The organism is Vibrio sp. BS-M-Sm-2 (genome assembly GCF_041504345.1).
GTDB classification, from domain to species: domain Bacteria; phylum Pseudomonadota; class Gammaproteobacteria; order Enterobacterales; family Vibrionaceae; genus Vibrio; species Vibrio satsumensis.
This window is the reverse complement of the sequence record NZ_CP167895.1, coordinates 898,812-919,489: the sequence shown is the minus strand read 5'-3', so window position 1 is coordinate 919,489 and position 20,678 is coordinate 898,812. Positions and strand designations below refer to the sequence as shown.

Here is a 20,678-nt window from a genome sequence, read left to right as displayed (position 1 = left end):
CTTGGGCTCGGTTAAAGGGGGTTTCTTTTTTTAGTATTTTTTCTTTCTCTGTTTTTATTATTAGATCACCTTGCTATTTCAGTGATTTAGGCTTTTTTGTGCTTTCGCTTATCTGCGACTCAGCACTTTCCGACTCAAGCACTCTGCGCTTTCAGCTTTAGGCGCATCGCGTGTAACACTGGCTCGGTATAACCACTCGGCTGAGCACAGCCTTCAAATACCAACTGACACGCTGCTGAAAACGCAATGCTGTTTTCGAAATCAGGTGCCATGTTTTGGTAGCTTGGATCCCCAACATTTTGCTCATCAACCACAGCTGCCATGCGCTTCATGGTTTTCATTACTTGGGCTTCCTCGCAAATACCGTGACGTAGCCAGTTAGCGATGTGTTGGCTTGAAATACGCAGCGTCGCACGGTCTTCCATTAGTCCTACATCGTTGATATCAGGCACTTTCGAACAACCTACGCCTTGGTCAATCCAACGAACTACGTAACCAAGAATGCCTTGCGTATTGTTGTCCAGTTCATTTTGGATATCTTGAGCAGTCAGCTTTTGATTGCCTAGCAGCGGGATAGTAAGAATATCGTCAACATTTGCTCTCACACGCTCACGAAGCTCTTTCTGACGGCTAGGAACACTCACCTTGTGATAGTGCAAGGCATGCAGAGTAGCCGCAGTTGGAGAAGGAACCCAAGCGGTATTGGCACCAGCTTGTGGGTGTCCAATTTTCGCGTCCATCATCTTGGCCATGTTATCTGGCTCTGGCCACATACCTTTACCAATCTGGGCTTTACCTTGCAGGCCACAAGCTAAGCCAAGATCAACGTTTTGATCTTCGTATGCGCCAATCCATGTCATGGTTTTAAGCTGTGTTTTAGGAGCAAAAGGACCCGCCTCCATACTGGTATGGATCTCATCACCCGTGCGGTCTAGGAAACCTGTGTTGATAAATACGACACGGTCTTTGGCTGCGCGAATACACTCTTTCAAGTTCACAGAGGTACGACGCTCTTCGTCCATGATACCGACTTTAATCGTGAAGCGATCTAAACCTAATGCATCTTCAATGCGACCAAACAGTTCATTGGTGAAAGCCACTTCTTCAGGGCCATGCATCTTAGGTTTTACTATATTGATGCTGTTCGCGGTCGAGTTTTGGTAAGGGCTATTACCCTTTAAATCGTGCATTGCGATGAGCGATGTCACCATGCCATCCATGATACCTTCAGGCACTTCATTACCATCGGCATCAATAATCGCAGGGTTTGTCATTAAGTGGCCCACATTGCGTATGAACAACATGCTGCGACCTTTAAGCGAGATTTCACCACCCGTCACACTGGTGTATTGACGATCGGGGTTTAGGTTACGAACGATGGTTTTACCGTTTTTCTCTAGCGACTCTTGCAGGTCGCCCTTCATTAAGCCTAACCAGTTGCGATAAGCCAATGCTTTATCTTCACCGTCAACCGCAGCGACAGAATCTTCGCAATCCATAATCGTGGTCAGTGCCGATTCCACCAGCACATCTTTAATGCCCGCCACATCAACGCTACCAATTGGCGCGCTCGGATCGATTTGAATTTCGATATGGAGATTGTTGTGTTTAAGCAGGATGCAAGAAGGCGCGCTTGCGTCTCCTTGATAACCAATAAATTGGTTGCGATCAATGAGAGTGACTTCTTCGCCATTATCTAACGTCGCTGTCAGCGTGTTGCCAATGCTCACATTGCTGATGCTGTATTTGGTCACGTCTTTATGAGAAACACCATTCAGCGGTGCGGCGTCATCAAGGAACCCGCGAGCATAGCTCACTACTTTAGCGCCACGAACAGGGTTAAAGCTTCCACCTTTCTCTGCGCCGTCGCTTTCGCTGATCACATCAGTGCCGTAGAGCGCATCGTATAAACTGCCCCAGCGCGCGTTTGCTGCGTTAAGTGCAAATCGCGCGTTCATGATAGGCACCACAAGCTGCGGCCCAGCTTGTGTTGCGATTTCAGGCTCTACGCTTGCGGTGGTCACTTGGAAGTCTTCGCCCTCTGGTACAAGGTAGCCAATCTGCTGTAAGAACTGTTTATACTCTGCTGCATCCAGTGTTTGACCAGCACGCTCTTGGTGCCAAACATCAATCTGATGTTGAAGATCTTCACGCTTGATAAGCAAAGCACGGTTCTTTGGTGCCAGGTCTTTAAGGATGGCTGCGAAAGATTGCCAAAAGTCCTCTGCGACAATGCCTGTTCCAGGAATGACCTGCTCATTAATTAATTGGTAGAGGGTGCTATCAATGCTCAAGCTTCCCTGTTGAATACGACTGCTCATAAAATCTCTCTCAAATTAACCGCTGACTACTAAATAAATTTACGTAACTGACGAAAATTTAGCTAATTTATGCCGTTTATATTGGATATTCACAAAAGAAATACCACAAAAACTGTGTTATCCCGTCACACCACTTTCGATTTCATTGGCGACACTTTTGATTAAGCGACGCATCCACTGGTGGTCTGGATTGGTTTGTAACAATGGGCTCCACGCCATCTTCACCTCAAAGGGTTCAATCGCAAATGGAGCTGGTTTGATTAACAAATTAGGGTTGTTGCGCTGCAATTGCGCGGCTTTGGTTGGAATAGTAAGGATAAGGTTTTTCTGCTGAGCGAAGAGAATCGCAGATAGGTAATGTCGGGTAAATACCGTGATATTTCGGGTTTTACCAATGCGCATTAATGCTTCGTCAATCCAACCGAGCTTTTGCGCTTCACTTGGGTTGATTCCCACTCCGGTTCCCATACCTGTCTTACTTACCCAGATATGTTGCGCCTTTAAATAAGACAAAATATCAAAGTTATCGGCTATTGGATTATCACAGCTAAATAGGCAAGAGAACCCGTCGTGCCAAAGGCTCATCTGGTGAAAGGACTGTGGAATGTCATCAAAACGGTTGATGATAATATCCACTGTGCCTTGCTCAACATCCTGATAGCTCACATCACTTGGCGTCATTATATCCAGTCGTATTTTCGGCGCTATCTCGCTCAGTTTTTTCAATAGCGGTTGAATAATGGTCGACTCAGCATAGTCACTCGCCATGATACGAAACACGCGTTCACTGTCTTCTGCATTAAACTCTGTGGTCGGCTGGAGTGTCTTTTCTACATTCGCCAAGATGTTGCGAATCAGTGGTTGCAACTTTTGCGCGCGCTCGGTCGGCACCATCCCTTCACTGGTTCTCACCAATAGTGGGTCTTCAAACAGATCACGCAGTCGGCGCAGTCCATTACTCATGGCTGGTTGAGTTATTCCTAATTGATTTGCCGCTCGTGTAACGTTTCTTTCACGCAGCAACATGTCTAAATACACAAGCAAATTAAGGTCTATACGAGCAATATTCATAAGAAAAATACCGAATATAATAACTATAAATTAACAAAATTATCACATGCGTGGTTATTCTTTGTCCATAGCAAAGTTTTAATCCAAGCCAATTTGGCAACCATACCCCACGTGAAACTAAGGAATAGTTATGTCGCAAATTACACAAGATATCGAAATGATAGAAGTTGCAAAAAGCGCTGCAGGTGCTCCATGGGATGCAATCAATGCTGAATCTGCTGCTCGTATGCGAGCTCAAAACAAATTCAAAACAGGTCTAGATATCGCGCAATACACGGCAGATATCATGCGTGCGGATATGGAGGCTTACGATAAAGACAGCTCTCAATACACTCAGTCTTTAGGTTGCTGGCATGGTTTTATCGGTCAACAAAAGCTGATTTCTATTAAGAAGCACTTTGATGGTAAAACAGACCGACGCTACCTATACCTTTCAGGTTGGATGGTTGCTGCACTTCGCTCAGACTTTGGTCCACTTCCAGACCAATCAATGCATGAGAAAACATCGGTTGCAGGCCTAGTAGAAGAACTATATACATTCCTGCGCCAAGCTGATGCACGTGAACTGGGTGGTTTATTCCGTGAGCTAGACGCTGCACGTGAAGCGGGCGACGTTAACCTACAAGATCGTATTCAAGACAAAATCGACAATCACGTAACACACGTGGTGCCAATCATCGCGGATATCGATGCAGGTTTCGGTAACGCAGAAGCGACTTACCTAATGGCTAAGCAGATGATTGAAGCGGGCGCATGTTGTCTACAAATTGAAAACCAAGTTGCCGATGAGAAGCAATGTGGTCACCAAGACGGCAAAGTAACGGTTCCACACGCTGACTTCCACGCAAAACTTCGCGCACTTCGTTACGCTTTCCTTGAACTAGGCATCGACAACGGCGTTATTGTTGCTCGTACCGATTCTCAAGGTGCAGGTCTAACAAAAGAAATCGCAGTAGTGAAAGAGCCGGGCGACCAAGGTGATATCTACAACTCATACCTAGATGTTGAAGAGATCGATGTTGCAGATATGGCAGAAGGCGATGTTTGCTTTAACCGTGACGGCAAACTAGTTCGACCTAAGCGTCTACCTTCAGGCTTATACCAATTCCGCCAAGGTACTGGTGAAGACCGTTGTGTATTCGACTGTATTGAAGCAATCAACGCAGGTGCTGACCTACTTTGGATTGAGACTGAGAAGCCACATATCGGTCAAATCAAAGAGATGATGGACGGCGTTCGTGAAGTTCACCCTAACGCGAAACTGGTTTACAACAACTCTCCATCATTCAACTGGACGCTAAACTTCCGTCAGCAAGCATATGATGCATTGGTTGCTGAAGGTAAGGATGTATCAGCTTACGACCGTGCAAACCTAATGAGCGCGGAATACGACGAAACTGAACTGTCTGCAAGTGCTGACGAGAAGATTCGTACATTCCAAGCGGACGCATCTCGTGAAGCGGGTATCTTCCACCACTTGATTACGCTACCGACTTACCACACTGCAGCGCTGTCTACCGACAACCTTGCGAAAGAGTACTTCGGCGACCAAGGCATGTTAGGTTACGTTGCAAATGTTCAACGTAAAGAGATCCGCCAAGGTATCGCATGTGTTAAACACCAAAACATGTCTGGTTCAGACATCGGTGATGACCACAAAGAGTACTTTGCTGGTGAGAATGCACTGAAAGCAGCGGGCGAAGCGAATACGTCTAACCAATTTGATTAATCGCTAAAACTAAAGCCTCCCCCGCCCTTCTCTCTTACTTCGGTAAGATCCGGGGAAGGCTTTGAGATAAAGCTTGTACTGCCGGCTTTATCTCAAAGTCTAAGAATTGTGTTCTACACTACGGTCAGCTAAGCAACATCTGTTTAAGCTAACTGTATTCATGTTGTTGAGATTCCTGTTTGTTGATATTTCTTTTGATCGAGAGTGCCTATGACTTCAATACCTAAACACCTACAAGATGCAAAAACGCTGCTATCGGAAACTGGTTTCGCAACGGGTGATACTTGGTATCACGGCACGTCTTCAGCCTTGCTTGCTTCAATTAAAGGCCAAGGACTGAAACGTTCTGGAGACAAAGCACTCAATGAAGCCGCTTCAAAAACCATGGCAACGATTGGCAATAACTACACCGAGTCGGTTGAACCAGTGTTCCTGACTCAGAGTAAAGAACTGGCGTATTACTGGGCGCAACAAACCGTTCGTGAGCGCAGTGTTCGCTTCGAAGGTGAAGAACAGCCTATCGTGTTAGCGGTAAACCTGTCTGAAAAGCAACGTGCCAAAGTAAGACCGGACGTGGGTGCGATGAGCCTGTTAATGATGAGTGTGGGCGAGCAATTCATGGCTCACATGGCTAAGGTTTATCAAGAGAACAACATCGCAGGCCCTGATATTGAACTTCGCACTGCTGATCGTATGGATTACTTGAACAAGCTGGGTATGGCTTACATTGATGAAGACATCAGCCGAGCTTGTATTCAAGAGTTAGCTGTCCCCGAGCTGGCCAACTAAAAACGTTCAATAATCAGTCTTCTTAAAAACAAAAATGGCTCCCAATAAGGAGCTATTTTTATTTGCAGTCTATCTAACAAAGTACAGACGCATCTAGACTATGAACACAAACGACCTTTCTGTGCCGGTTGCGTCATTTCGATGTCACCCTGTAGAGATCGATATACGATGGTATTCCACACTTCACCATTATCCATTTCAAATTCGATAGCATAGTTCAAACCCGCGACGACCTGAGTTCTAACACTCAAGATCTGCTTGAGCTCAGCTGAAGTATTCATTTGGCCAAGAACCGCGTCTAGAGCTTGCTTAGCTTCTGGTGTGATATCGCTTTGCGACCAACCACCAGTTAGGTTTTGAGTGCTACAGATAGGGTTCGCATTTTCTTGTGATTGAGCTAAAACCTCAGCCTTCTGGCTGCATCCTGCTAACGCAGCAACACTAAACAAGGTTGCCAATAGTACTTTCTTCATAAACCCTCACTAAATAAATCATTAACGAGTGACCACTCGCAACGATATTTCATATGCAGACAAGCTTAAACTTCTAATGTCATCACTTCATCAGAGATTATGGTATAACTACTCTATAAACACAGAAGATTGTCAGAAAAACAAAGCCGGGCACTGATGCCCGGATTTTATCCGTCTACTTTATTAATATTTAAACATTTAGTTTAGTGACGTTCTCGTTAATACAGCTTGAGGGATACCCCTTTTTTAATGCCAATTACCTAATGCCTGTTCTGTTAGTGAAAATACACCAACATCACGACATCATCCCCTTGCTGCTCTGCACTCAATAAGAAGTGTATATAGCCTTCTTCTGTTACAGGTATTTGCAGGTACTCATTGCTTCCACGGTAATCAGACGCATAGTCATGTTGCCCTGCCGTTGGCCAGTATGAGTGGCTAGCGAACAGATCAACGTTACCCGCATTCGACTGTTCGTTTTCCGCTTTGTCGCTCTTATCGTTGAGCCACACTCGCACCTCTTGTACACCTTCTGGTACATAGACAGCGGCATAACGTCGTTGGTGCACGGTAAGCACTTGAGCCTGACCGGCCTCCAATACCACAGGCGTTAAATCATCTTGCTGTTGAGTTGGAGGCGTTGGCGTTTCTGTGGCTACCGATGCGGTTAGCGACACCTCATTAAATTTGGTACGACCCGTAACACTCATGTAGTAGCGACCCGACTTAATGTAGCCCGAAGGTTCTTGTTCAAACGTCACCACTTCATTGCTGCCATTGCCGTATTCGCTGAATTCAAAGTCGTAGTAATGCGCTGGTTTGTTGTAGCTCATGTAGAGGTCAGCATCACCTTGAGTTTGCCCCTCAATAGACACTTCAAAATGCGTAGTGTTCTCTGGAATATCAACATAGAACAACTGCTCGCTATACGCCTCGCCACTCAACAACACACTTTGGTTTGCTGTAAGTACTATGGCTTGATCTGTTGGTTGCGTTGGATCTGTCGGCTCAGTGGGATCAGTTGGTTCTGTAGGTTCTGTAGGTTCTGTGGGATCACTTGAAACCGAGTCTAACCAGCGCTCAAACTCGCCATTGTATTGCTGCCCTAGCACTTTTATTTGTTGTGCCCATTCGGAGAATTGACCAGTACGAGACAATGCCAATAAACCTTGCACCTCTTGAGGATGCTCTTCCAGCATGAAGCGTACCGCCAAGTATCCCCAACGATATATACGATTGGAGTCATGGGAGTAAGTAGTCGCAAGCACATCCGACAGACTCATCTTCCCGCTGCTGATCAAACTAATCGCTGCATCATAGCGTTGCTTGTAATGCATAAATTCGGCAAAGCCCTCTAACCACCACACTACATAGCCATGTGCTAGGTTGTCGTTGAATGAGCCATATTGGTTAAAGCGAGCATCGAGATAGTGAGTGTATTCATGCTCTAAATTGAGAATAGAAAGGTCATCACCATTGGCATAGCGATAAGCCACAAAGCGAGCGACGTTACCGACTTCTGCAGGATTACCCTCTAAATACTGACCGCCATTGTCTGTGGTATTGCCAAACAAGAACGATGAATAATCAATGTAACTGCCTTTGCTGCCAAACACTGCGACTTCAACTCGCTCGTTGTTATCATCAGCGACAGGTTGCTGACCCGTATTCGCAACTTGGTGGAAGTCGGCCTCTTTAGCAGCCAACACATCACACGCCTCTATCGCTTGTGACTCCGTTAGATCTTGAGAGCGAATAATCGCAGGTCCTTGGCACTCATAACGATGAGGAAGTACACGCGTTGCCAAGTCGCGTTTCGCTTGCTCTAGATCTAACCCATTCAAGCCTTCTGGTGCGAAGTAACTCATCATTTCGACGGCCGCTAGCCATAGCTTATCGTGCTCGCTGCCCAGTGGGTTTTGCGCCACCACTTGCTGCATAACCCGCATCGCTTTGACTTTGGTTGCTTTATCCGGACTGGCTAACAAGCGGCCTGTTTCACGTACGGCGTTATAAACCAGAAAGCTCGCATCAATATCCAACGCCCACCTGTTATCACGAGCAAAAGTCGCCAGCGTATCGATATGTTGGGTGTGGTTTGCCATGTAATCGTAGAAGTCATCTCGAGCGGCATGCCCTGCCATTGCTCGAAAGAGATTGTTGAGACCATCGACCCATTGTGAATCCTGCGCTGTTTCATGGTTAAAGTGATTCAATGCCGCAAGTTGCGCATCCATGGTCAGTGGAAGTTGCTTAACATTATCGACCATCAGCGTCAGACTTTTCATCGCCCCAACTTGCTCACGGCCTTGATCGAGAGCATTAGGGTTCGCCAGAAAAGCATTAACAGATAGAGCGAAGCGCTGGCTTAACGCCTCGGAGAAATCCTGCGCTCGCGCGTTATAGCGAACGTAATAAGCGGCGCGAACAAATTCGCCAAGGTTTTCAAGTTTACGAGCCTGTTCAGCATCACCTCGGTAACGGGTAATTTCTAAATTCAGAGCTACTTGAACACGGCTTAGGCTCGCTTCGCTATAGATATTGTTTAACGAACTCTCTTGAGCAGAGAACCAAGCGCCATAGCAACTGTTGTCTGCTGCTGAGACAGCGAAAGCAAGGTCAGACGCCTGCTGAAGATCAAGCACCTCACACTGACTTTGAGCAAAGGAGAAACTGGAAACACTGGCCAGCATGCAAGCGAGAGCCAAACGGTGACGTGGAAATAAACGGTTATGAGACATACAACACTCATTAGTTAAATATATATTTTGGCTCGCCGTTATATTCCTTACGATTAACAAGGTGAATTCAGTTGCGTATGATTTATGAGCTTGGTTCAAAAAATAGATATTTTACGTTAATTTATAAATTCAAAGGATTATGCTCAATTGATACAGGTCAGAATCGGAGCAAGGTTAAGCTCTAAGTGATTGAGAATATTCTAATTTAGCAACTTATAAACTAGTAAATGTTCTGTTGTTAAGGGGTAGCGCAAGTAGTAAACTTAAGCTCGATTATGCAACTTGTTTTTAAAAACTATAGACACAATTAGAGTTACTCAATCTCAACAAAGTAACTTTATATCAAATAACTTAATAACAATTCGTGTCTGGTTAACGAGTGCAAATCAAATAAAAATAATTATATAAACCTAGGCTAGGTTAACACCATGGAATTAACGTCGTCTTTAGTCTCACTGTTGGCTAGCAGTCTGGCTATCGAAAAGAAACAACACGCGCTGATCGAGCTCGTGATCAACACTTATCAGCCACAAGATCGCACTGCACTTTTCCAAACCGTCACAGACTACCGTAGACGACTATTGGAATCGTTCTTCCCAGAACATCAACACAAAAGCCTCTCCGTTTTATTTGAATTGATGGACTATCGCGATCTCATTCAACGCTATCCAAGCAGTTTATCGACCGAGATGGCATTGTTAGAGGAAGCGGCAGGTCAGTGTTACATGCATTGGTTAGACTTTTGGTGCGAATGCGAAATTGCTGCCATTAAGGCAAAGTCGCCGCTCGATAGTCGTTCACCATCTGGTATCGATCTTCCCATTAAAGACAGCGCTTATTACAGTGCGATCATCGATCAGATAGAAGATGATCAACTTGTGGTACAAACACCCAGTCACCCACAAGGAATGCCTATCAGTGATGCCATCGCTTTAAGCAACCTTGAGGTTTTCATCAAGGGTGAAAAATGGTTTGAGATGCTGCCTTTATTACACCTGTCACAAACGGGTAAGCACTTTATCCTGCTCAAACACCCAGACGATGAAGCCTTCCCAACATTAGTTTCTTCCGCCTTGATTCAAGATTGGTCAAAAAATGAAACCTGGCTAAGCTATGCGCCGCCATTCAGCAATGATCACTGGCAATACTGCTTACCAAATCATGGTTACGATTCACTTTCAGGGTTACAGCTATTCACGCCACCGATATTGTCAAAATGTGACTCTCTGCCAAAACTCGATAATCAGTTTCAGTTACAACTATCCGAAACTCGAGCCATATGTGAAGTTCTGCGCTTAACCGTCAGTGGAAATACCCAACAAAAACTCTACTTCCTCTATCTCGCTCAAAAAGAGCTGATGAGCGTCTTACATCAAGTTGGCTACAAAATTGGCTTCACCATCATTGAACAACCTTTCATGCTTCAGTTTTATCAAGCTATTGACCCAAAAGCGTATTTCCATTCGGGATATTGCGAATTGAACGATGACGGCACCACCATTTACCGTGGCTTTTGGAATTTCGAATTGATGGTCAACGTATTTAATGACACCGACTTTAAAGGCTACAAACGCGCCGTGCGTAACAGCAGAAAGTTTGGCTCAGCAGAAAAATTAAGCTCTGTTCAACAACCAGATTCTCTGCAACAGCCAAGCTCGGTAAATAAGGACGAACATGTTTGATTTCGGCTTAGAAGCCATCATCCACGCCAAAGCGATAACGCTTCTTGCGACGGTTGTTGTAGTCGTGATGTGGTTACTCTACTATTGCTACCGTCTGAAACTAAAGAGCGAAGCGATCGCAGGTACACACCACGTTGCCTACATCGCCTATTCGGTCTGTATTGTGGCGTGGATCAGCAGTAATGCGTATTTCCATACCGACTTATTATCAGAGCTTGGGCCGTCAGCAGCTGTGTTTGCAGCCAAATTTGCCAACCTCGCCTCCTTCTTTGCGTTTGCCTTCGCGTATTACTTCTCGTGTCAGCTTGCCGCCGAGCAACGCAACGGTAAGGTGCACCTATGGCAACAAGCGATTTTCGTCACTCTAACCGTCTACTCCTTGTTTATTAATTTAAGTCCGGGCTTAACCGTTGAAGACGTTATCATTGTTGGTCCAAGTCAGTTCGTGATTGAATTTGGCCCGCACACTTCGTACTTCTTCATCGGCATGATCAGCTTTGTGGTACTGACACTGGGTAACCTAGTGGCAATGCGCGCCAACAGCAGCAAGCTCACGCTGACCAAAACCAGCTATATGATTGCAGGTATCTTAGTGTTCATGTTGTCCACAGCAACGATCCACCTAGGTATGACTTACTTCTTGCGTGATTTCTCACTGACTTGGCTACCACCAGCCTTGTCTATTAGTGAGATGTTGTTCGTTGGGTATGCCCTGCTGACATCTCGTTTCTACAGCGTGAAATACCTTGCGTACATGAGCCTGAACGCCCTGTTAGTGTGTGCTATTTTAGTGATACCGTTTGGTGCGATATTCATCCCGCTGACCGAAGATAATCAATGGCTAATCGCCATTCCAATCTGCGCGCTAATAGGCATTACTTGGCATGTACTTTATAAACGTGTGAGCCGTTATGCCTCCTTCTTTGTCTACGGGAACAAGAAAACACCAGTACAGCAAATCCTTGCTTTAGAAGAAGATTTCAAGCTGTCAATTGATGATGCGATGCGTCGTTTGAGTAGCCTACTTCAAATCCCAGAAGACAAACTGCGCCTTGTTAACAGCAACTACAACGAGACTTTCTACGAAGACTACCTGTCGACCAACAAGTCTGTTTTAGTGTTCGACGAACTGTCTGAAGAGCTCGATTACACTGCGCCAGCAAAACGTTCTATCAAGGCGCTCTATGAAAAGATGAGTTCTAACAACACGGCCTTGGTAATGCCTCTGTTTGGTCAGGGAAAGTCGGTCACGCACTTGTTGGTGTCATCGCACAAGAGCAACGATCAGATGTTCTCTAACGAAGAGATTTCTGCACTGCAAAGCTTGTTAACTCGTGTGCAAAGTACCATCGAAGCGGATAGACGCATTCGCCAAAGTCGTGCTCTGGCTAACTCCATTGCCCATGAGATGCGTAACCCGCTTGCTCAAGTGCAACTGCACTTCGAAGTACTAAAGCAGCACATCGACAACCAAGCGCCAGCAAAACAGATCCTACTTGATATCGAAAACGGCCAAGCTGCAACTCAACGCGGCCGACAGCTGATTGATATCATCTTGCGTGAGGTCAGTGATAGTTCACCTGAGCATGGTCCGGTGACAATGACCTCTATCCACAAAGTTGTCGATCAAGCAGTAAGCCACTATGGCTTTGAAAACGAGAAGATAATCGAACGTATTCGCTTACCACAACATGCTGATTTTGTTGTAAAGCTAAATGAAACCCTATTCAACTTCGTTATTTTCAACCTAATACGCAATGCGATTTATTACTTTGATTCGTATCCAGATAGCCAGATCGAAATCAGCACCAAAATAGACTCTTACGAGAACGTTTTAATATTCCGAGATACCGGCCCCGGCATAGATGAAGCGATTGCTCACAAGATCTTTGATGACTTCTTCTCTTACCAAAAAAGTGGTGGTAGCGGCTTAGGGCTAGGCTATTGCCAACGTGTAATGCGTTCATTTGGTGGCAGAGTTGAGTGCCATTCTAAACTTGGTGAGTTTACTGAGTTCCACCTGTACTTCCCTGTGGTACCGAATGCTCCCAAAGCAGATGCGCTTCGTACACCTTATTTCAATGATTGGAAACACAACCAAACGACTACTCAAGATAAAACCTGCGCTGATACCCAACCAACAAGTTCGCGAGAATCTGAGAGCCATTTAGCACCTACCGTGCTCATCGTTGATGACAAAGAGGTGCAACGCACACTTGTTCAGATGTATTTGAGCCGACTTGGCGTTAACAGTTTACAAGCCAAAAATGGCGAAAATGCTGTTGAGTTGTTCAGAACACACAAAGTTGATTTGATCTTAATGGACGTGCAAATGCCGATAATGAATGGTTTTGACGCAAGCCAAATCATCAAGGCACGCTCTCCTCAAACGCCAATCATTGCTTTGTCCGGCGAATCAGGACAACGTGAATTAGACATGATCAATCAGTTAATGGATGGTCGACTTGAAAAGCCAACGTCTTTGAATGCATTGCAGCACGTACTCGATAACTGGCTTGAGAAAGACTGGGCGTCAAATGCTTCCAAAGAAGCCGAAGGTGAAGAGTAGATGGCTAACAAGTAAATTAACGACTGAATAAAAACCCCCTCAAGAAAGGTTCTTGAGGGGGTTTTTATTTTGGGATATTTCAGCTATTCGAAGAGATACTAAAGCTCTTTAATCTCAATTTGACGCAACGTTTCCATATACTCTAAAGTTTCATCCACATCGACTGGCTCGTACAAACGTAATACGCCAGCCCAACCTTCAGACACTTCAAAATCATAAGCTGCACCGGTACCACAGTTGAATGTGACAGACACTGTGCCATCACCGTTATCACGCATGGATTCGCCAGAAGCATAGAAGTGCTCAGAGTCGATCCAACCATCCGCTCCATAAGTGGTTAGAGAGTAGTAACCACCGCGCCCCTCAAAGTCCAGATTTGGCGTTGGAATCGTCCACTCTTGGCAGGTCGTCTTACCTTGACCTGGCACGCGCTCTAGGTATTGCGCTGTATCGGCTGGTAGCCCTGCGTAACCAAATGCCGTCACGTATTTGAAGTGGTGGTCTTCTACGTCATCCAAAGTCGCACCAAATCCCTTTAACCCTTCAATAGGCGCGCCGTGTTTCATTACATTGTTGATCAGTTTTAAACGGTAATTTTCAACATCACTAGGGTTATAGCCTTTACCTTGATAAGGCTTATCTGAATTCGCTTTGATAGAAAGCAGACTTTGGCGACGTTTGGTATCTTCGATAGAATCTGCGATACGTGTTCTGGCTAGTACATGAACATGTGTACCTGTCGTCAAGTCACTAGCTGTTAGGTTAAGTGTTTCACCACGACGAACCACCTTATGCACCAGATGATTTTCGTCCATGATATGGATGATTTGGAAATAGTCGTTGTCTTCTGCGGGCACATGGAACGTTGCACCTTCTGATACATCAACAACCATCGTCGAGTAAACAACATCACGATTTGAACGAATCACAGTTTGTGTATCTTTTGAGACTGGTTCGGCGTGCAACCAATGGTTTACACCGACCTTATTTTGGAGACCAAGAAAGTTCCAATCTGACTCCGCTTCTGGGTAGTTATCCCAATTAACACCACCAACAGCAGTATGATCATAAACAGATGAACTGTTGTTATCCGCAGCTGTTGCGCCAAATGCAGTTAATGCTAATAGCGTCACTAACGTCGTTTTCTTCATAATGATTACTCATGTCTGTTTCGATGAGCTCAGTATGTAGACACTTCATGATATACTCCAATCGATTATATGAAATCAAGATATACAGTTTGGGTATATCTAAACGGCTTCTCAATTCTGGAGTGCAGTAATCATGATGAGTAACCGCTTTAAACGATTAGACCTTAATTTACTTAAGGTATTGAAAGTATTAATTGAGGTAAAAAATACTCGAAAGGCTTCAGAGCTTCTGTTTACAAGCCAACCCTCTATCAGTCGGTCACTACAAAAGCTACGTGAGTACTTTGACGATGAGTTGTTTATTCGCTCCCAACACGGCTTAGAACCCACTTCTAAATTGCTTGAAATTAAGCAGACCTTGTTACCGGTGTTGTTGCAGTTAGAACAAGTACTTGAACCAAAGTCTGAGTTTGATGTTGCTCAGTTTGATGGCACTGTGAACATCGCCATTAATGGCTTTATTGCTAACAGCATCTCGGCAAAGCTAACTCAGATATTGTTAGCGCAAGCTCCTAAGGTCAAAGTGAATATTGTGGATTGGGGCGCGAATACTCTGGATTTACTCACCTCTGGTGAGGTTGATTTAGGTGTCAATTATTACCCATTAGAATTATCCAAACAGGTATACCAGAAACGTATCGCAAGCGATGATTTTGTCTTGGTATGCCGCACTGGGCATCCACTTGCCAACACGCTTTTGCAAAGTGACCAGCAAGAAACCTTGCAATTAGCGAGCTTGGTGGTCAGTGATTGGAACGACAATATTGCGTTAGCACCGAACGTGTTAGCCGATGTTGGCATCAATACTGAGGTAAAAATACGTTCGACTTACTTACACAGCTTATTATCTATAGTGAAGCAGAGCGACGTATTATTCCCATGCTCAAAGCTACTGGCCAATTCGCTTTCAAATGAATTTTCTTTTGTGCAGTTTCCTCACATGCCCAACATGCCAAATGGCGATATTGGCATGACTATCGGGCGTAAACATCGCAATCAACCGAAGATGCGCTGGTTGGAATCGTGTATCGAAGAGGTGTTCAAAGAGTAGTTATATGTAGTTCTGAAAAGTAGAAACAAACAAGCATGACCCTTACTGGTGATTGGCCTCTGTCATCGCCGTTTCAATCAAATCCAGCAACCATTTATATTTAGCTGAGTGCTGGTTTTTCTTATGAAAATAAGCGAACACCTCCATCTCCTCGGTTCCCTCTTCCAATCCCTCAATTGCGATTGAGCGCAAGACACCTTTATGTTGTTCAATCACCGGAGGCATGCAAGGTGCGATAATGTTGGAGTACTTGATCGTTTCAATTAACCCAACGATGGAAGTCGTTCGCAGTGCCATGTTAATCGATTTACCTTGGCTTAAGACTTCCTCTTCCAATCGAGAATGTTTGTTTTGGTCGAAATAAGCAAGGTCAACATGAGCAAATGGGAACGACAACAAATCATCAATCGTCGCGATGGATTCCTCGAAAGGATGATCTTCTCTTACTGCCAATACAAACTTTAAGGTCACCAGAGGTACGGCAATGATCTCAGCAGGCAAATTCTTAGCTTCGAAGTGAATGACAAAATCAATCTCGTCACTCTTAAGTCTTTCTAATGAATTTTGGGAACTCGTGTGACTGATCAGTCTTGAAAGTGGACTTTCTACTGATAGCTGATGAAACAGAGCGGGAGTCAACCAAGGCAAGACATGAGGATTCGCCTCTATCTTAAAATCTTCACTGAGGTCCGCGGGAATAAACTGTTTTCCTTCTTCTATCGCCGTAACCAATCCATCTAATAGCGGGAAAACGCGTCGATACAGGTCGTCTGAATAAGGTGTTGGCAAAAACTGCTGATGAGACAGGACAAACAATTCTTCACCTAAGGATTCCTTAAGCTTCTTGATGCTTTGGCTAACCGCTGGTGTCGAGACAAACAACTTCTCAAGCTCTTCTCCTGATACACCACCACAAACACTTTCAATAAGTTCAGATCGACATTGTTAAGTTTCATGAGACACCATAAAGCATTGCTTAACGAATGGTTAAGTTTATATGAATTAACTTAACAAAGTCCACTTTGTATAGTTATCCCACCTTCACGAAGTACACGGATGTAGTGAGATAACTCTATGAGGCAGCTATGTTATTACAACGTTCGATCCTTTCTCTAACCCCTCTTTTGTTAGCTAGCGGTGCTATCGCTGAAGAAACAGAAGTTCAAGATATGTCCGACCCATTAGCGGTCTACACACAAGCAGGCTTCGGCTACACCGACAAGGGCTTAAACCTAAAAGTTGGGCAAACCTACGACACGGGCAGTGATACCACCATGGGCATGAATGTGCTCGAAATCAAAGGTATCGCTGGTGAGACGATTGGTTGGAGCGGTCGAGGTGCAGACGACAGTATTGATTCCTTCCGCTTTAGAAACTTCGGTGTAGATCTAACTAATGGCCGAGGATCGCAAGTTGATATGTCTTGGGATTTCGATAACAACCAAGGCAGCGCGTCTTACAGCTTTATTCAAGCTTTACCGCAAATGGGCATGTTTAACTTCTACCCGCTCGCGGGTGTCGGTATCGCTGCAGGTGAAGAGTTGGTTGAAGGCACTGGTGGCGCTCTCGATGCCGATCAACTTCGCGACCGCTACAACATGCACGGTACTTTCTACGTCGCAGGTATGTACGCCAAGATGCAACTTACCGATAAGGTTTGGTTGAACTACAACCCTATGTATTTAGGCACAATGTCAGGGTCATCAACGTTCAAAGATTTTGGCTTTGAGGGCAATGATTCTGTACTCGCACATGAATTTGCAGCGAGCTATCAAATCAATCCAAGAGCCAACGTTCGTTATTTCGCAAACTGGACAGAAAACACAAGTATCGAAGACGGCGATCACCGTATCGAATTTAACTACCAATTTTAAGTAGTGATTTCGGCTTTAACGAGCTGGTTTCGCTTGAACGAATAAGTTTAAGTTTTGAGGACACATTATGAACATGATATCTAAAGCCCTTGCCAGTACTTTCACACATCCACTGCGATCAACAGCGATGCTCGTTTCTATAACAGCCTTGTTTTCAGCAACGGCGATTGCTGGAAACGATAACCCAACAGAAACCCTTCAAACACGTGCGGGAGACTTCACCTTCGAAACCGACTTTCTTCATGGTATTCCAACACAAGAAAGCTCAGCAAAACTGTTCGAACTAATGGACTATCAACGCGCGTCACAAGCTTACATTTGGTCAGTGCCTTTGGTGTCAAACTACGCATGGAAACAAGCCTATGCAGACATGGGGGCAGAAGATGGTCAAATTACTTATGTTGAGTCTCATGAATCTAAGCTAGGCGGCTTAACTTACAACACCTCTACGCCTTACGCGATTACTTGGTTTAACGTAGAAAAAGAGCCCGTTGTTATAGAAATCCCCACAGATGAACTGCGCGGCGCAGTACACACCATGTGGCAGATCGGAATTTCTCAGATGACCGAGCCGGGCGTCTACGTGGTAAAAGCCAAAGGGTCTGAGACACCGAGTAATCTGCCAAAAGGCGCTCAGGTTTTTGAGTCAGACACCAACTATGTTTTCTTCGGCGTTCGCTTAATGGCAGAGTCAGACCAGCAACGTATGAAAGACTTAGAGGCCCTGAAAATTACCAACCTCAACGGAAAGCCACTGAGTGATAACGGCGTAAACTTCCCTGAGCGTGGTGAAGATGCCAAACACCCAAGAGGCATGGCATTTTGGAATACGTTGAATGAAGCCATTCAAGCTGAGCCAGTAGCAGAGCGTGATCGCATGATGCACGACATGCTACGTCCCTTGGGTATTGAGAAAGGTAAGACGTTTGAACCATCAGGTCAGCAGCGTGAGATTTTAGAACAAGCTGTAGTGATGGGGGAAGCTATGGTTAAGAATATCGACTTCAACAAAACAGAACGCTTGCCACACGCAGCTTACGGTAAGGAAGGCAACTTTTGGGAAGTAGCGACGGCTTCAACACCAAACCAAGATCGTTACTACGGTATGGATCTCGATGGACGCGCAGCATGGTTCTACGAAGCTGTAACTAACGACGTAGCAATGCACGGTTTTGAGAATGGCGGTTGGGGCCAGATCTATCTAGACAACTACCGCGATGACAGTGGTAAGGGGCTTAATGGCAGCAACCACTACACTCTGACTCTGGATGGTGATGTAAACTTCGCGGATCTGTTCTGGACAATCACTATTTATAACGTTGAGAACCGCGCCATTATCGACAACGACATTGAGCGTGCAGATGTAGGTTCAAACATCGAGGGAACGGTCAAAGACGCACAAGGCAATTACACCTTCCACTTCTCGCCAACTAAGCCAGCAGGTCTGAATGAAGCTAACTGGGTGCAAACACGAGAAGACGAAAACTGGTTTGTTTACTTCCGTGCATACTCACCAAGTAAAGCATTTGTAGCGCAGCAGCCAGAAACCTTATTGCCTAACTTCAAGCGTGTGGATTAATCGCCTATAAGAAAATTTCATCAGGAACAATTATCAAGTTAGATGAAGTAATAAAAACAAGAAGAGGAGCCTAGTTGCTCCTCCTCTTGTTAGCTCCTTTATATTTTTAGCCTTTACATGTACAGAGAGACAAGCTCATCAAAAGTTTTCCGATTCTTACAACAATCCCATGATTTAAATAGAGAAAAGAGGTATACATAATGATGTATTATCTAAATTACTGAAATTATCATGACGCTCAAAGAGATCCTTAAAATTCCCAATGTCCGCTACTTCTTGATGTTTAGAAGCAGCTACTTTGCGCGTTTTTATTACCCAGTATTCACTCTACTCTACTTAGATTACGGGCTAACCCTTTCTCAATTCGCGATGCTCAATGTAGTTTGGGCGGCCACCATTGTGCTTGCTGAAGTACCGTCGGGTGCATTCGCTGATACCTTAGGCCGCAAGAAACTAGTGGTGCTGTCTTCGATCGTGATGTTTGTTGAGATCGCGATGATCGCGCTAGTGCCAACCGGAAACCCTGACTTGGTGTTCATAGTCTTTCTGATTAACCGGATTCTCAGTGGCTTAGCGATGGCACTGGCCAGCGGCGCCGACGAGGCATTGGCTTACGACACCTTAAAAGAGCAAGGCAATGAAGAGTTATGGCCTCGAGTGCTGCAAATCCAGCTTCGTGTCGCCTCAACAATCGGGATCTTTGTCACGCTGATTGGTGCGGCGATGTACGATGTGAACTTTATGACGAACATCTTTCATTTCCTTGGACTAGCCGAGCCAGAAAGCACTAAAGACCTGATGCGTATTCCCGTATTTGCCACCCTATTTGTTGCGATGCTCGCTATCTATGCAGCGATTAATATGCGCGAAGAGAAAAAGGTGATGCCAAGCGACCAAACTAAATTAGCAACCACCATCACAAGTCTTAAATTAACGATCGATGCGGGTAAATGGGTATTTGCTACGCCTTACGTGCTGTTCATCTTGCTCTACTACAGCCTATTCGAACACACCTCACGCATGTTCCTCACCATGAACAGCCAATACTATCTGGCCATTGATATTCCTATTATCTACTTCGGTTTTATTGGCACGGGTATAAGCTTACTTAAGATCATCTTAGCTGGGCAAAGCCGAAGATTAGCAGAGAGCATTGAGCCTAAAACCTTCATCGTGGTTATGGGATTGGCGAGCACGGCGACTTATTACTGGATCAGTTTAGGTTGGTCGATCTACGGAGTCATTCCGGCATTGGTGTTAATCTTTATCATCATGACGATGAATATTTTCATCAGCTACCACCTGAATAAAAAGACCGAATCGCACAACAGAGCCACGGTCCTCAGCTTTAAAGGGCTGATGTTTAACCTCGGATACGGCCTGATCGGTATCTTGTACGCTTACTACTATAAGTTGGTGTCTCAGGGCTACACCGAACAAGAAATAGAACAAAACCTTGCCTTCTTGGCCTCACTATCTTCGTTTTTCTATTACTTCACCTTACTGTTCGTTTCGATCAGCGCGCTGTTCTACTTCAAGAACAAGAAACAGCCGATCTTCTGAAGAGCGATCTAATACTGAATTGAGAATAAAGGCGAGCCTCTGGCTATAATCAGACCATGTCGCTTCTTATCATGTGATTTTTTGT

At 45.0% G+C, this 20,678-nt stretch carries 13 protein-coding genes and 2 pseudogenes; 8 read left to right on the top strand and 7 right to left on the bottom strand.

Annotated elements, in window-relative coordinates; all coding sequences use genetic code 11:
* Positions 1-134: 134 nt before the first annotated feature.
* A complete protein-coding gene (locus AB8613_RS20095) occupies positions 135-2,321 on the bottom strand; it encodes a malate synthase G (RefSeq protein WP_372385776.1) in 2,187 nt (728 codons plus the stop codon).
* A 117-nt stretch (positions 2,322-2,438) separates the two neighbouring features.
* Positions 2,439-3,392: a LysR family transcriptional regulator gene (locus tag AB8613_RS20090; protein ID WP_061038005.1), complete on the bottom strand. Its 954-nt coding sequence runs from the start codon at positions 3,390-3,392 to the stop codon at positions 2,439-2,441.
* Between the two features lie 130 nt (positions 3,393-3,522).
* Between AB8613_RS20090 and AB8613_RS20085 the strand changes: the two genes are divergently transcribed.
* Together AB8613_RS20085 and AB8613_RS20080 are read left to right on the top strand one after the other, a co-directional pair.
* Positions 3,523-5,121: an isocitrate lyase gene (locus AB8613_RS20085; RefSeq protein ID WP_146490956.1), complete on the top strand. Its 1,599-nt coding sequence runs from the start codon at positions 3,523-3,525 to the stop codon at positions 5,119-5,121.
* A 210-nt stretch (positions 5,122-5,331) separates the two neighbouring features.
* Positions 5,332-5,910 (top strand): hypothetical protein, encoded by a 579-nt coding sequence (locus AB8613_RS20080; RefSeq protein ID WP_372385774.1) that lies wholly within the window; start codon positions 5,332-5,334, stop codon positions 5,908-5,910.
* Positions 5,911-6,008: 98 nt separating this feature from the next.
* Here the strand turns inward: AB8613_RS20080 and AB8613_RS20075 are convergent, their stop codons facing one another.
* Positions 6,009-6,383, bottom strand: coding sequence for a cystatin domain-containing protein (locus tag AB8613_RS20075; RefSeq protein WP_371714827.1), 375 nt, complete (start codon positions 6,381-6,383; stop codon positions 6,009-6,011).
* A gap of 275 nt (positions 6,384-6,658) precedes the next feature.
* Positions 6,659-9,124, bottom strand: a complete 2,466-nt coding sequence (locus AB8613_RS20070; RefSeq protein ID WP_372385772.1) for a M9 family metallopeptidase — start codon at positions 9,122-9,124, stop codon at positions 6,659-6,661.
* Positions 9,125-9,552: 428 nt separating this feature from the next.
* Between AB8613_RS20070 and AB8613_RS20065 the strand changes: the two genes are divergently transcribed.
* Both AB8613_RS20065 and AB8613_RS20060 read left to right on the top strand, forming a co-directional pair.
* Positions 9,553-10,806: an acyl-homoserine-lactone synthase gene (locus tag AB8613_RS20065; RefSeq protein WP_372385770.1), complete on the top strand. Its 1,254-nt coding sequence runs from the start codon at positions 9,553-9,555 to the stop codon at positions 10,804-10,806.
* Entirely contained in the window at positions 10,799-13,375 is a 2,577-nt protein-coding gene (locus AB8613_RS20060; RefSeq protein ID WP_372385769.1) for a response regulator, read from the top strand. Before AB8613_RS20065 ends, AB8613_RS20060 begins: the two co-directional genes overlap by 8 nt.
* A gap of 98 nt (positions 13,376-13,473) precedes the next feature.
* Here the strand turns inward: AB8613_RS20060 and AB8613_RS20055 are convergent, their stop codons facing one another.
* Entirely contained in the window at positions 13,474-13,749 is a 276-nt protein-coding gene (locus AB8613_RS20055) for a hypothetical protein (RefSeq protein WP_048661167.1), read from the bottom strand.
* Between the two features lie 441 nt (positions 13,750-14,190).
* Positions 14,191-14,526, bottom strand: a pseudogene (locus tag AB8613_RS20050) (DUF1254 domain-containing protein); the annotation flags it as partial.
* Between the two features lie 133 nt (positions 14,527-14,659).
* On the opposite strand from AB8613_RS20050, the gene AB8613_RS20045 reads away from it, so the two are divergent.
* A complete protein-coding gene (locus AB8613_RS20045; protein WP_048661065.1) occupies positions 14,660-15,577 on the top strand; it encodes a LysR family transcriptional regulator in 918 nt (305 codons plus the stop codon).
* Between the two features lie 42 nt (positions 15,578-15,619).
* On the opposite strand, the pseudogene AB8613_RS20040 reads toward AB8613_RS20045, so the two are convergent.
* Positions 15,620-16,533: pseudogene (locus tag AB8613_RS20040) on the bottom strand (LysR family transcriptional regulator).
* Between the two features lie 129 nt (positions 16,534-16,662).
* Between AB8613_RS20040 and AB8613_RS20035 the strand changes: the two are divergent.
* The 3 genes from AB8613_RS20035 (at position 16,663) to AB8613_RS20025 (ending at position 20,593) form a co-directional block, all read left to right on the top strand.
* Positions 16,663-17,451 carry a hypothetical protein gene (locus tag AB8613_RS20035; protein WP_132786993.1) on the top strand — a complete coding sequence of 263 codons (789 nt, stop codon included), beginning with the start codon at positions 16,663-16,665 and terminating at the stop codon, positions 17,449-17,451.
* 67 nt (positions 17,452-17,518) lie between these two features.
* On the top strand, positions 17,519-19,030 hold the full coding sequence (locus tag AB8613_RS20030; protein WP_372385768.1) for a DUF1214 domain-containing protein: 1,512 nt from the start codon (positions 17,519-17,521) through the stop codon (positions 19,028-19,030).
* A gap of 231 nt (positions 19,031-19,261) precedes the next feature.
* Complete coding sequence (locus tag AB8613_RS20025; RefSeq protein ID WP_372385767.1) at positions 19,262-20,593, top strand: MFS transporter; 1,332 nt, start codon at positions 19,262-19,264, stop codon at positions 20,591-20,593.
* Positions 20,594-20,678 lie beyond the last annotated feature (85 nt).